At 63.4% G+C, this 12,983-nt stretch carries 11 protein-coding genes; 5 read left to right on the forward strand and 6 right to left on the reverse strand.

Going from position 1 to position 12,983, the window contains the following annotated elements:
- Positions 1-2: 2 nt before the first annotated feature.
- The 3 genes from CP49_RS23130 to CP49_RS23140 form a co-directional block, all read right to left on the reverse strand.
- Positions 3-665, reverse strand: a complete 663-nt coding sequence (locus tag CP49_RS23130; protein ID WP_057852487.1) for an amino acid ABC transporter permease — start codon at positions 663-665, stop codon at positions 3-5.
- A 24-nt stretch (positions 666-689) separates the two neighbouring features.
- Positions 690-1,466, reverse strand: a complete 777-nt coding sequence (locus tag CP49_RS23135) for a transporter substrate-binding domain-containing protein (protein WP_057852488.1) — start codon at positions 1,464-1,466, stop codon at positions 690-692.
- A gap of 229 nt (positions 1,467-1,695) precedes the next feature.
- Positions 1,696-2,250, reverse strand: coding sequence for a PAS domain-containing protein (locus CP49_RS23140; RefSeq protein ID WP_057852489.1), 555 nt, complete (start codon positions 2,248-2,250; stop codon positions 1,696-1,698).
- 570 nt (positions 2,251-2,820) lie between these two features.
- Here CP49_RS23140 and CP49_RS23145 point away from each other — a divergent pair.
- Together CP49_RS23145 and CP49_RS23150 are read left to right on the forward strand one after the other, a co-directional pair.
- Positions 2,821-3,618, forward strand: coding sequence for a rhomboid family intramembrane serine protease (locus CP49_RS23145; protein WP_057852490.1), 798 nt, complete (start codon positions 2,821-2,823; stop codon positions 3,616-3,618).
- A gap of 189 nt (positions 3,619-3,807) precedes the next feature.
- Positions 3,808-4,236, forward strand: a complete 429-nt coding sequence (locus tag CP49_RS23150; RefSeq protein WP_057852491.1) for a CBS domain-containing protein — start codon at positions 3,808-3,810, stop codon at positions 4,234-4,236.
- Between the two features lie 3 nt (positions 4,237-4,239).
- Here CP49_RS23150 and CP49_RS23155 read toward each other — a convergent pair whose 3' ends face one another.
- Positions 4,240-5,310: a patatin-like phospholipase family protein gene (locus CP49_RS23155; RefSeq protein ID WP_057852509.1), complete on the reverse strand. Its 1,071-nt coding sequence runs from the start codon at positions 5,308-5,310 to the stop codon at positions 4,240-4,242.
- Between the two features lie 245 nt (positions 5,311-5,555).
- Between CP49_RS23155 and CP49_RS23160 the strand changes: the two genes are divergently transcribed.
- Positions 5,556-6,635, forward strand: coding sequence for a hypothetical protein (locus tag CP49_RS23160; RefSeq protein WP_057852510.1), 1,080 nt, complete (start codon positions 5,556-5,558; stop codon positions 6,633-6,635).
- A gap of 247 nt (positions 6,636-6,882) precedes the next feature.
- On the forward strand, positions 6,883-9,366 hold the full coding sequence (locus CP49_RS23165) for an EAL domain-containing protein (RefSeq protein ID WP_057852492.1): 2,484 nt from the start codon (positions 6,883-6,885) through the stop codon (positions 9,364-9,366).
- 108 nt (positions 9,367-9,474) lie between these two features.
- On the opposite strand, the gene CP49_RS23170 is transcribed toward CP49_RS23165, so the two are convergent.
- Positions 9,475-10,038 carry a nitroreductase family protein gene (locus CP49_RS23170; RefSeq protein ID WP_057852493.1) on the reverse strand — a complete coding sequence of 188 codons (564 nt, stop codon included), beginning with the start codon at positions 10,036-10,038 and terminating at the stop codon, positions 9,475-9,477.
- Positions 10,039-10,120: 82 nt separating this feature from the next.
- Entirely contained in the window at positions 10,121-12,169 is a 2,049-nt protein-coding gene (gene thrS, locus CP49_RS23175) for a threonine--tRNA ligase (RefSeq protein WP_057852494.1), read from the reverse strand.
- Between the two features lie 318 nt (positions 12,170-12,487).
- Between thrS and CP49_RS47680 the strand changes: the two genes are divergently transcribed.
- The coding region (locus tag CP49_RS47680; RefSeq protein ID WP_420807634.1) for an MFS transporter at positions 12,488-12,983 on the forward strand (496 nt) is incomplete at its 3' end.

Below are 12,983 nucleotides of genomic sequence, written 5' to 3' on the forward strand. Positions count from 1 at the left end.
GCTCACCTCGCCTTGAAGATGACGCGGCCGAGCGCGCGCAGCAGCGAGCGCGTCAGGAGGGCAAGCAGGAGGTAGGCCAGCGCGACGAGCAGATAGACCTCGAAGTTGCGGAAGTTTCGCGACGCCACAAAGTTCGCGGCATAGGTGAGGTCTTCCGCCGAGATCTGCGACACCACCGCCGAGCCGAGCATGACGATGATGATCTGCGACGACAGCGCCGGATAGATTTTTCGAAATGCCTGGTTGAGGACGATATGGCGCAGCACCTCCCATTTCGACATCGCAAGGCTCAATCCGGCCTCGATGTGGCCTTTGGGGACCGCCTCGATGCCGGCGCGGATGATCTCGGTCGAGTAGGCGCCGAGATTGATCACCATGGCGAGGAAGGCGGCGGTGCTCTCGCTGAGTTTCAACCCCAGCGCCGGCAGGCCGAAGAAGATGAAGAACAACTGCACGATGAACGGCGTGTTGCGGATTAGCTCCACATACACGGCGACGATGCGGCCGAGCCATAGGGGGCCGAACGTGCGCGCCGCGGCACTTGCGGTGCCGACGGCTATACCGGCCGCCGTCGACACAACAGTCAGCACGATCGTGAAGAGCAGCCCGTACAGAAGCACGTTCCAGTAAGGCAGCAGTTCAGTGAATTGCAGCTTGTAAGACACCGCGGCGTTCCCAGCGCTTCGCGTCTAGAAGCCGGGCGGTAACGGCGCTTTCAGCCACTTCTCCGACAGTTTCCCGATCTCGCCCGACGCCTTCGCCTTGGTAATGATCTCGTTGACCTTGGCGAGCAGCGCCGGCTCGTTCTTGTTGAGCCCGACATAGCAGGGGCTGTCCTTGATCACGAATTTCAGCGCCGGCGCGCGGGCAGGGACCTTTTCGGCGATGGCGGCAGCCACCGTGTTGCCGGTGGCGATCAGATCGACCTGGCCGGACACGAAAGCGGCGATCGTGGCGTTGTTGTCCTCGAAGCGCTTGACGGTGGCGTCCGGCGCCGAGGCGGTCAGCGCCTGTTCCTCGATCGCACCGCGGGTGGCGCCGATGGTCTTGCCCTTGAGATCGGCCGCGCTCGCGACCGCGATGGCCTTGGTGCCGAACACGCCGGAGAAGAACGGCGCATAGGCGATCGAGAAGTCGATGACCTTTTCTCGCTCCTCGTTCTTGCCGAGGCTGGAGATCACGAGGTCGGCCTTGTTGGTCTGCAGATAGGGAATGCGGTTGGCACTGGTCACCGGGATGATCTCGGTCTTCACCCCGAGTTCCTTGCCGATCAGATTGGCCATGTCGATATCATAGCCCTGCGGCTTGAGATCGAGGCCGGCTGAACCGAATGGCGCAAAATCCTGCGGCACCGCGATCTTGATCACCTTTGACTTCATGATGGAGTCGAGGGCGTCGGCATGCGCCTGTGTTGTCGCCGCAGCAGTGGCAAGTGCAGCGGCAAGCAACAGTTTCTTGAAAGGCATTCTAACATCTCCGAGGTTACGCCAATTCACCGCCTCCGAAATCGCTCTCGGTGCGTATCATTCGGCTGATGTGGCCCGGCTCCACGTCGCGGTTCGACCCTGCCTGACGCCTTGCATTTAGGCAATGCTCGGCGGTGCTTTTTTTGGAGGCTTTTTGTGGGTTGTTTTTGCGCATGGTCACGCGACCATGCATTGTGCTGCGGCGTTCAGTAAACCGATCGGTTGGCGACTACCGCAGCCCCTCATACACCATGAATCCGCGCGCGATCGCGAGCTTGCGCAAGGCGCGGGGGACGAGCTTTTGCGGCCGGTGCAGATAACGCCAGGACGTCACCTTGAAATCCCTGATCGTGCCGAGATCGTTTTCGAACGGCGCCAGCAATCCGGTCAGGCTGATCGGCGCATGCGCGCGGTTATTGAACGGCAGCAGTAGCAATTCCAGATGCGCCGTCGTGCCGTCTTCCGAGGTCGCGGTGATGCCGGCAATCGCCGCCAGCATTTCTTCGGCGACGTAGTTGATGATGTTCTCGATCTCGCGGCGGCTGTCCGCCGTGAACAACGCGGAGAAGCTCGAATCCTTCAGGTCGCGGCCGAGCAGGGCACAGACCCGCGTTCCGGCGACGCGAAACGGGTAACCGGCGTCGTTGTCGTAGGACAGCACGAAAATGTCGCCGAGCAGTTCGCGCACCGCGCCGGGTTCAATCTCGCTGCGGTCCGGCGCCCGCGCATCGCCGCGTTTCGCATCCCAATAGGCGAAAAACTCGCGACTAGATGGATGTTTCATCTCTTATCCTCGCCCCGGGGTTGCTTCGGCGAGACACATCTGTCCCGCTTTTGCGCACCACGGCTTCCCTTGCTTGTTGTGCAGGACAGGCTTTGCAGCGTCCATGCCGCCGACGCGATTCGGCTGCGCGAGACGCGGCTTTGCGTTGTTAACGTTAAATTAACTATGAGGTTGGCGATGGCGGGGCGGCGTGCGTAGGGTGGAACGCATCTGATAGCGCCGGCTTATCTCAAAAGGTCTCGGCGCAGTTGGTACACAGGCTGGCGTCAAAACAGTTTGGTCATCGCGCGGGGAGGGGTGGGGATGTGATCCCGGCTCCAGGGGCGCGAGAAGACCAGCAAGGAAGGGAGGATGTTCTCAGCATCCTCCCTTTTTCTTTCTTGCGGCGAACTCATGTCCCGGACGCGGCGCAGCGCCGTTCGCGGTGGGGCGCAGAGGCGGGACCCCACGACCTGTCGGATCGACGCCCCCCGAGACATCCACAATCTCGATTGTGCACTTGCACAGGGCGGGCAAAGCCGCCTATCTGGACCAATATGCCGCGAAGCCGCCTTGCAAGGTCCTGGCCCCTTGGAATCCCAGCCTTACTCATCCCTGGTCGAGCCGCCGGACACCCCGCGTGAGCCGATCCTGACGCTGCCGGGCGCCCTGACGGCCTACATCGCGCTGATCGCTGCGATTCATTTGCGGGTGCTGCTGCCGGCGGAACTTGAGAACTGGACCATCGACGTCTTCGGCTTCATTCCGAAGCGCTACGATTCGACGCTGCTTAACATCACCTTTCCCGGCGGGGCGGGCGCCAAGGTCTGGACCTTCGTCACCTATTCGCTGCTGCATGCCAATCTCAGCCATATCGGCTTCAACGTGCTGTGGCTGTTGCCGTTCGGCAGCGCGCTGGCGCGCCGGTTCGGCCCTGTCAGGTTCTTCGTATTCATGGCGGTGACGGCCGCGGCGGGCGCACTGGCGCATCTCGTCACCCATGAGCACGCGATCGCGCCGATGATCGGCGCCTCAGCCTCTGTATCCGGCGCGATGGCTGCCGCCATCCGCTTCGCCTTCGTGCGGGGGAGTTTTCTGTCGTTCAGCCGGGGCGATGCGGATGCGGCGGCAAAAGTTCCAGCGCTGTCGCTGGCCCGGGCGCTACGCAATCCGCGCGTGCTCGGATTTCTGGCGGTGTGGTTCGGGGTCAACATCATCTTCGGCCTCGGGTCGATTTCGATCGGTGCCGAAGGCGCCAGTGTTGCCTGGCAGGCGCATATCGGCGGATTTCTCGCCGGCCTGATGTTGTTTTCGCTGTTCGATCCGGTACCGCGTGCGACGCCGCATGCCGCGGATGCTTCATCGCCGGACGAGGCTGGCCGCGTCTGATCGCCGCTTGCGGCGAAGGACGATTTCATCCATCATCCACATAAAGTTGTAACGCAAGCCAATGCCGCTGCCGTGCAGGACAGCCGCGCTTGCAGGCCGTGCTCTGAAATGAAAGCGGCGCGGAACTGTTGATTGAAGACTCGCGAACAAGTCGGGCTCTCGGGGCACGAAGGGATTCAGGAGGCGACAATGACGGTACGTTCAATTCTCGACACCAAGGGCCATCACATCCTGAGCGTCGAGCCGGACGTAAAGCTTTCGGCTGCGATCAAGATCCTTGGCGAGCGCAAGATCGGCGCCGTGCTGGTGATGAACCAGGGGCACCTTGAGGGTATCCTTTCGGAACGCGACATTGTCCGGGTACTGGGCGAGCGCGGCGCCAGGGTGCTCGAGGAGCCGGTCAGCGCGGTCATGACGAGCAAGGTCGTGAGCTGCCGCGAGTCCGATACCGTTTCCGGGATTATGGAGATGATGACGATTGGCAAGTTCCGCCATTTGCCCGTGGTCGAGGATGGCAAGGTGGTCGGCCTGATTTCGATCGGCGACATCGTAAAGCGCCGCGTCCAGGAGTACGAGGCCGAGCAGGAAGCGCTGCGCGACTACATCAAGACGGCCTGATCGTCATTCCTTCTCGGCCTTTTCAATCGCCGGCCCGGCTTCGCCCGCCGGCGGCGGCGCCAGAATGTGGATCGCCTCCTGAATCGAATCGATGGCGCGCTCGGCCGCACGCACGCCGTGGGCGATCAGGTCGTCGGCGCGATGAAAATCGAACCAGCCGATCTTGCCGACGCGGGGCGAGATCAGCAGATCCGGCGGGTCGCCGGCAAGCCGTGCGCGGGTGATGCGGTCCTGCATGATGTTGAAGGCATCGACCATCACCGAGGAGATGCCCGGCCGGCCGCCGCCGCCGAAGAACTCACGCTTCATGGTGCGCTCGGCGGAAAAGAATTTTCCGATGCCGCGTTTCCGCGGCTCGGGTTCCGGCACCATTTCCGGCATCACCGATACCGAAACGCCGGTGCTGGGGCCGTGGGAATAGATCGTCGTGGAGTGCGCGAAGACGTCGCTGGAAAGATTGGCGGCAATGACGATCTCTGCGCCGAGCGCGCGTGCCGCCGACACCGGCACCGGATTGACCAGGGCGCCGTCGACCAGCCAGCGGTCGCCGACCAGGATCGGCGAGAATATTCCCGGCAGCGCGTAGGAGGCGCGCATCGCATCCACCATCGGGCCATGGGTCAGCCAGATCTCGTGGCCGGTGCGCACTTCGGTCGCAACGGTGGCAAATTTTACCGGCAGATCCTCGATCAGGCTCTGGCCGAGCGCCGCCTCAAGTTGGGCCGCCAGCTTGGCGCCGCCGATCAGGCCCGATCCGTTCAGGCGGATGTCGAGATAGGAAAGGACGGTTCGCGGCTGCAGGGTGCGCGCCCATTCTTCGAGGGTATCAAGATGTCCCGCGGCATAGGCGCCGCCGACCACGGCGCCGATCGACGTTCCGACCACGACATTGGGCATGATCCCGTGAGCCACCAGCGTGCGGACGATGCCGATATGGGCAAAGCCGCGTGCGGCGCCGCCACCAAGCGCCAGTCCGATCACCGGCCGGCGGATACTGCCGAGTCCGACCTTGTCGTGGGCCTTGTCCTGGGCATCGGAGCTCTTTTGGCCGAGGCCGATCCAGCTATCCAACACGCCAACCCCTCCTGCGGCCTTGAAGGATATCCGCCGCAGCGTGGCCGCGCCAGAATTTCCGCCAGTCCCTTCCGTAAGCATGGTTTATGCCCGGCCAAATCGGGCTAGACGGGGATTGTGACGGGGCCGCGACCTCGGGATCAACATTGGGTGTTACCCGGCTGACCCCGCTTCCGTAACCTCCCGGGGGCCGAGCCGGCCGTTGGTGGCTTGAATTTGCCGCGTTTTCGGTGAAAAGCATGGCCATGATTTCGTGGGGTGACGGTGTCGGTGGATACGGGCGGGGCGGATGGCCTTTCCCGGCGCTGGCGCTCGCCTTAATGCTGGCCGCTTTGCTTCCGGCTCCGGTCTCGGCCCAGTGGTTCTCGGACCGCCCGCCGCCGGTGCCGCCCGCCGTGGTTCCGGACACCCAGACCGGGCCTGCCATGAATCTGGCGCCGCCATCGGGCACGACGACAAACCCGTCGATTCCCGCGCCGCTGACCCAGCCCACCATTGTTCAGCCATCGCTTGCCACGGTGCCACCGGTGGTGCCGCCGCCGGGGGCTGCGACCGCAGGCCAGGCGGTGCTGTCGCTGACGGCGCGCTACGGCAAGGATCTGCCTGTTATCAACGGCGGGCTGGTGTGGCGGGTGTTCGCCGACAAGCCTGACGATACCGGCACGTTCAAGCTGATCCGCGAGGAGCGCGGCGCGACCCCGAACATCGTGCTGCCGCCCGGCAATTACGTCGTTCACGTCGCCCTCGGCCTGGTCAGCGCGGTACGCGCGGTGAGCCTGAAGGCGGAGACCGATCGCGTGGCCTTCGTGCTTCCGGCCGGCGGACTGCGTATCGAAGGCCGCGTCGGCACCAGCAAGATTCCACCGAACCAGATTTCGTTCGCGCTCTACAAGGGCAGCCAGTTCGAAGGCGGCGCCGGCGCAGAGCGTTCCTCGCTGGTGCCCAACGTGGCAGCAGGCGACGTCGCGCTGCTGCCAGAGGGCACGTACTACATCATCTCCAATTATGGCGATGCCAACTCGGTCGTGCGCTCCGACATCCGCGTCCAGGCCGGCAAGCTGACGGACGTGACCGTCAGCCACCGTGCGGCGGTGATTACGCTGAAGCTCGTCAGCGACAGAGGCGGCGAGGCGCTCGCCAACACCGCATGGTCGGTGATCACGCCGGGCGGCGACGTCATCAAGGAATCGATCGGCGCGTTTCCACGCGTGGTGCTGTCCGAAGGCGAATACCGGGCGATTGCCAAGAACGAAGGCAAGGTGTTCGAGCGTGCCTTCAACGTCGTCAACGGCGTCGACGGCGAGGTCGAGGTCGTCGCGCGCTAGACCATAGCGTTTTCGAGTGAAGCATGCCCTCGGACTTGATCCGGGGGTGGCCTCCGGTTCGCGTAAAGAAAACGCTGCAAATAATGTCGGCTTTCCGCTGTCATAGTCTCTAATGCCGGCTAACCATCGCACAACTTAAAACTGTCATAATCGCCATATCGGCGTACCGCTGCCGCAGTTTTTACACGGCCTTAAACCCCGCTGCATTGGATGCCCCGGGATTGAGTGCGCTTAGGCGGGGCAGGTTATGGTTGCGGCCGACAGATCATCGAAAAAATCGTCAGAAAAATTCAACACCGAGATGTTCGCCGACGTCCCGGTCCTGAAGCGCAAATGGCAGGCTGCATTGCGTCCGGGCGACAAGCTGCCGCGCTACGAGGATGTCATGCTGGGCAGCCTCGGCCGGCTGGCAGATCATCTCGCGCTGCTTCGGAACGACGACGGTGCGCTCGCCGTCTCGCATAGCGGCCGCTACATCCAGCAATGGCTCAATGACGATCGCTGGGACATTCCCCTGAGCGCATTGCCGCCGGATTGCGCGACCGCGCTCGGCGAGGCTGCATCTCACGCGCTGCAGAACGGTGGACCGCACCTAGCTATGGCGCACTGCGTGCGCGACGGACTGGTTAGGACCTATGACGTGCTGGCGCTGCCGACGTCGTCACGCTGGGGCGGCACCTTGATCGGCGCCTACGTCAACGAGCGCGACGCGCAATTCAACCTGCTGGATACGATCTTCTCCGCGACCGACGAGGGCGTGCTGTCGCTGGCTGCGATTCGCGATGCGAATGGTCATCCGTCCGATTTTCAGATCGTTCATCTCAATCAGGGGGCGGCGCGGCTGCTGCGGCAACCGTCGACGGAATTGTTGTGGCGACGGCTCGCCGCCGGCGGAAACCTGCTGTGCACGCCAGACGTGATCCGGCGTCTGCGTGACATCATCGTCAGCGGCAATGGCGGTCAGATCGAAATCGACAGCGAGGAACGCTGCCTGCGGTTGGGCGTGACTGCGTTCGGCGACATGCTCTCGTTGACGGTCTCCGACGTCACGGCGCTGAAGCGACGCGAGGTTTCGTTCCGCCTGCTGTTCGACAACAATCCGATGCCGATGTGGGTGTTCGATGCCGAAACGACCCGGTTCCTGAACGTCAACGACGCGGCCGTACGGCATTACGGCTACCCCCGCGAAAGCTTCCTGCAGATGCAGCTTCGCCAGATCTGGCCGGAGGATGAACGGGCCAGCCATAGCCAGGCGCTGCAGCAGCTCGGCGACGTCTATCATTCGAGCCGCGACTGGCGGCATCTCAAGGCCGACGGCAGTGAAATTCATGTGCTGACATTCGGACGCCGCGTCGCTTTCGACGGACGTGACGGTTATCTGGTGGCCGTCGTCGATATTACCGAGCGCCGCGAGGCGGAGGCGCGGATCGCTCACATGGCCCATCACGACGGCCTGACCAACCTGCCGAACCGCGACTTCTTTCAGGAACGCCTTTACCAGGCGCTCGAGCGGGCGGCGTCCAGCAACCGGCGCGTAGCGGTGCTGTGCGTCGATCTCGACCTGTTCAAGAACGTCAACGACTCATTCGGCCACCCGATGGGCGATCGTCTGTTGAAGATGGTAGCCGAGCGGTTGAAGTCCGAGGTTCGCGGCGACAACCTCGTTGCCCGGCTTGGCGGCGACGAATTCGCCATCGTGCTGGTCTCGGAGGTGTCGCCGAACGAGGTGAGCGACTTCGCTGACCGTCTGATAGGCGTTTTGAGCGCGCGCTATGATATCGATGGCATCGAGGTTGTCGTCGGCGCCAGCGTCGGCATCGCGCTGTCGCCCGGCGATGGCGCAACCTGCGAGGAACTGATGCGCAACGCCGACATGGCGCTCTATCGGGCGAAGTCCGACGGCGGCAGCGTTCATCGTTTCTTCGAGCGCGAGATGGATCGCCAGGCACAGAAGCGCCGCGACATGGAGCGCGACCTGCGTCGGGCCTTCGCCAATGGCGAATTCGAATTGCACTATCAGCCGCTGGTGGATATTGCCGCCAACCGGATCAGCGGGTTCGAATCGCTGCTGCGCTGGCGCAATCCGGAAAAGGGCATGGTCTCTCCGGCCGATTTCATTCCGGTCGCCGAGGATATCGGATTGATCGTGGCGCTGGGCGAGTGGGTGCTGCGCGAGGCCTGCTCCGTGGCGTCGAACTGGCCGGAAGACATTAAGGTCGCGGTCAATCTGTCGCCGGTCCAGTTCCGCAGCCGCAACCTGGTTCAAGCGGTGATTTCGGCGCTGGCGCATTCGGGCCTGTCGCCGCGGCGGCTCGAGCTCGAAATCACCGAGTCGGTCTTCCTGGCCGAGACCGAAGCCAACCTGGCGATCCTGCATCAGCTTCGCGAGCTCGGCGTCAGCATATCCATGGACGATTTCGGCACCGGCTATTCGAGCCTGAGCTATCTCCGGAGCTTTCCATTCGACAAGATCAAGATCGACCGCTCGTTCGTGAAAGACCTCGCCGAGCGTACCGATTGCGTCGCGATCGTACGCGCCATCTCTGGTCTCGGCCGCAGCCTGAACATCACGACCACGGCTGAAGGCGTCGAGACCATGGATCAGCTCGACTGGCTGCGCGCCGAAGGCTGTAACGAGGTGCAGGGCTTTCTGTTCAGCGCGGCGAAGCCGGCATCCGAACTCGAGGCGTTGCTGTCCGCGTTCAGCGCCCGGGCCTCGAAGGCCGCGTAAGCGCTCGTCATGCCCGGGCTTGACCCGGGCATCCATCCTCTTTGCAAGAATCTTCTCAAGAGTGATGGATTGCCGGGTCAAGCCCGGCAATGACGGTCAAAGGGATTCTTAGAATCGCGTGACGATATCGGACAGCGCCGGGCGAGGGCGGTCTTCGGCGGGCTTTGACGGCGTGCCGATATGGATGAAGCCGGCGAGTTTTTCGTCCGCTTTCAGCCCGAGCCCGTCGAGGACGTCGCGGTCGAAGGCGAACCAGCCGGTCAGCCAGCACGCGCCGTAACCAAGCGCGGTGGCGGCGTTGACGATGTTCATCGCGCTGGCGCCGGCGGACAGCTCCTGCTCCAGGGCCGGTACTTTTGGATGCGGCCTGGTGAAACTGACCACACCGATCACCAGCGGCGCGTCCATCAGCCGGCGCTTCTCGATCTCGATATCGGCGGCCGGCGCCGACGGATTTTTACGCTCAAACACCGTGGCGATGACCTCGCCTGCGCGAAGGCGCCCGTCCCCCTCGAACACGATGAAGCGCCAGGGCGTCAGCTTGCCGTGATCGGGCACCCGCGCCCCGATGGTCAGGATGGTGTCGAGTTCGTCAGCCGAGGGGCCGGGGCCGGTCATCTCGCGGGGCTTTACCGAGCGGCGGATCTTCAGGAGTTCAAGGGCGTCGGGCACTACGGTCTCTTTCGTCGGAAATGGCTGTGCCAGAGATAGTGGCACAGCCGGTCCAGCGGAAGCGGATTTAGACCGATTATGATCAGGCCGCCGCCCGCGCCGCCCGCTTGACGTCCGGCGGCGTCGCTTCCTCGACGAGGGCGGCCAGCGCCTCGGCGGTCGGCATGACGTTCTGCCCATCGCTGCCGAGCCGGCGGATGGAGACCGAATGGGTCTCGGCTTCCTTCTTGCCGACGACGAGGAGGGCTGGGATCTTGGCCAGCGAGTGCTCGCGGACCTTGTAGTTGATCTTCTCGTTGCGCAGGTCGATCTCGACGCGGAGCCCCGCGCGCCGCGCGGCGGCCGCGACCACCTTGGCGTATTCATCGCCTTCGGAGGTGATGGTCGTGACCACCACCTGGGTCGGCGCGAGCCAGAGCGGGAAGTTGCCGGCAAAATGCTCGATCAGGATGCCGATGAAGCGCTCCATCGAGCCGCAGATAGCGCGGTGCACCATGACCGGTGCCTTCTTGGACCCGTCGGCGTCGATATAGAACGCGCCAAAGCGCTCCGGCAGGTTGAAGTCGACTTGCGTGGTGCCGCATTGCCAGTCGCGGCCGATGGCGTCGCGCAGCACATATTCGAACTTGGGCCCGTAGAACGCGCCTTCGCCCGGGTTGATCGCGGTCTTGATGCGGTTATTGCCGCTGGCCTGGATTTCCGCGAGCACGGTCGCCATCACGCGCTCGGCATGCTCCCACATCTCATCGGTGCCGACGCGCTTCTCCGGCCGGGTCGAGAGCTTTACCGTGAGTTCGCCCTCGAAGCCGAAATCGGCGTAGGTCGACAGGATCAGATCGTTGATCTTGAGGCACTCGTCGGCAAGCTGCGCCTCGGTGCAGAACACATGCGCGTCGTCCTGCGTAAACCCGCGCACGCGCATCAGGCCGTGCATGGCGCCCGACGGCTCGTAGCGATGCACCACGCCGAATTCGGCAAGGCGCAAGGGCAGGTCGCGGTAGCTCTTAAGGCCATGCTTGAAGATCTGCACATGGCCCGGACAGTTCATCGGCTTGAGCGCAAACCAGCGCTTGTCCTCGGCCTCATCGCCGGCCGACTGCGCCGCGAACATGTTCTCGCGGTACCAGTCCCAATGGCCCGAGGTCTCCCACAGCGCCTTGTCGAGGATCTGCGGCGCGTTGACCTCGCTGTAGTCGCCCGTCAGTCGGCGGCGCATGTAGGCGATCAGCGCCTGGAAGATGGTCCATCCCTTCGGGTGCCAGAACACCACGCCGGGGCCTTCTTCCTGGAAGTGGAACAGGTCGAGCTCACGGCCGAGCTTGCGGTGGTCGCGCTTCTCGGCTTCCTCGATCTGCTTGAGGTAGGCGTCGAGCTCTTCCTGCCTGGCGAACGCCGTGCCGTAGATGCGCGTCAGCATCGGGTTGTTGGCGTCGCCGCGCCAGTAGGCGCCCGCCACCTTCATCAGCTTGAACGCGTTGCCGATCTTGCCGGTCGAATTCATGTGCGGGCCGCGGCACAGATCGAACCAGTCGCCCTGGAAATAGATCTTGATCGGCTCGTTGCCGGGGATGGCGTCGACCAGCTCGACCTTGAAGGCCTCGCCCTTGTCGCGGAACACCTGCTTGGTCTTCTCGCGGTCCCACACTTCCTTGGTGAAGGGCTTGTCGCGCGCGATGATTTCGCGCATCCGCTTTTCGATCGCGGCGAAATCTTCCGGCGTGAACGGCTCGTTGCGGAAGAAGTCGTAGTAGAAGCCGTTCTCGATCACCGGGCCGATGGTGACCTGCGTGCCCGGCCATAGCGACTGCACGGCTTCCGCAAGCACATGTGCGCAGTCGTGGCGGATCAATTCCAGCGCGCGGGGGTCTTCGCGGTTGATAAGCTCGATCTTCGCATCGTGCGAAATCGGGTCGTTGAGATCGGTGACCACCCCGTCAAGCGCCATCGCCACCGTACGCTTGGCCAGCGAGGGTGAGATTCCCTTGGCGATGTCGAGCCCGGTGATGTCCTTGGCATATTCGCGTTTCGCGCCGTCCGGGAAGGTGAGGGTGATCTTTTCCAAGGGCTCGGCCGGTTTCAAATTCGCAAGGCCAAACTGGAACCCCGATGCGGGTGCATTGCTGTCAGGCATTGGCATCTCCTAAAGCTCACTCCTGCGAACGAGCGCAGGTAAGCGGAAAGCTGCGGTATAGCAGGCGATTCGGCTCCTGCAATCGGGCAATTTGCTAAACAGGGCGTGATGGAAGCAGCCGCGGGCGCTATATCCGGGGCCTCATTGCCCCCGGAAAGGCGGATTGCTTCTTCAAGCCCGACAATGCGCGCAGAGCCCGCGGGACGTCAGCGGCGTCAAATCAATAAATCTCATGACGGCGATGACAAATAGTCCGGCATCGCGTCCTTTTCTTGACGCAGCTCGCCGCGTACATGCACGTGCATGAAACATGTGCCCGTGCCCGTCTACACCGAACGCCGCTTCGCCCCCACCGCATTGATGCTTGGCAATGTGGTCATCGGCTGCTCGGTGCTGGCGCCGGCGGGCATGCTCGGCGAGTTATCTTCCGGTCTTGACGTCAGCATTCGCACTGCGGGTCTGCTGATCACCTTCGGCGCAATCATGCTCTGCATCGGTTCACCGGTTACGGCGTGGCTGACTTCCAGGATCGAGCGCCGCACCTTGCTCACAGTGACGCTCGCCGTGCTCGCCCTCACCAACTTCGCTTCCGCCCTGGCGCCCGACTACACCAGCCTGCTCATCATCCGTCTGGTCATGCTCGCGGTCGGCGCGCTCTATACGCCGCAGGCGGCCGGGACAGCCGCGCTGATCGTGCCGGAGCAAAAGCGCGGCAGCACCATCGCCTATATCTTTCTCGGCTGGTCGCTGGCGGCGGCGGTCGGCCTGCCGCTGATCACGTTCATCGCCAGCCGATACGGCTGGGGGGCGGGCC

The organism is Bradyrhizobium valentinum, from assembly GCF_001440405.1.
Classification (GTDB): domain Bacteria; phylum Pseudomonadota; class Alphaproteobacteria; order Rhizobiales; family Xanthobacteraceae; genus Bradyrhizobium; species Bradyrhizobium valentinum.

Excerpts from the sequence above, each read along its gene's own strand:
- CP49_RS23135 (WP_057852488.1), bottom strand. The coding sequence starts at position 1,466 with ATGCCTTTCAAGAAACTGTTGCTTGCCGCTGCACTTGCCACTGCTGCG.
- CP49_RS23140 (WP_057852489.1), bottom strand. The coding sequence starts at position 2,250 with ATGAAACATCCATCTAGTCGCGAGTTTTTCGCCTATTGGGATGCGAAA.
- CP49_RS23150 (WP_057852491.1), top strand. The coding sequence starts at position 3,808 with ATGACGGTACGTTCAATTCTCGACACCAAGGGCCATCACATCCTGAGC.
- CP49_RS23160 (WP_057852510.1), top strand. The coding sequence starts at position 5,556 with ATGATTTCGTGGGGTGACGGTGTCGGTGGATACGGGCGGGGCGGATGG.
- CP49_RS23165 (WP_057852492.1), top strand. The coding sequence starts at position 6,883 with ATGGTTGCGGCCGACAGATCATCGAAAAAATCGTCAGAAAAATTCAAC.
- thrS (WP_057852494.1), bottom strand. The coding sequence starts at position 12,169 with ATGCCTGACAGCAATGCACCCGCATCGGGGTTCCAGTTTGGCCTTGCG.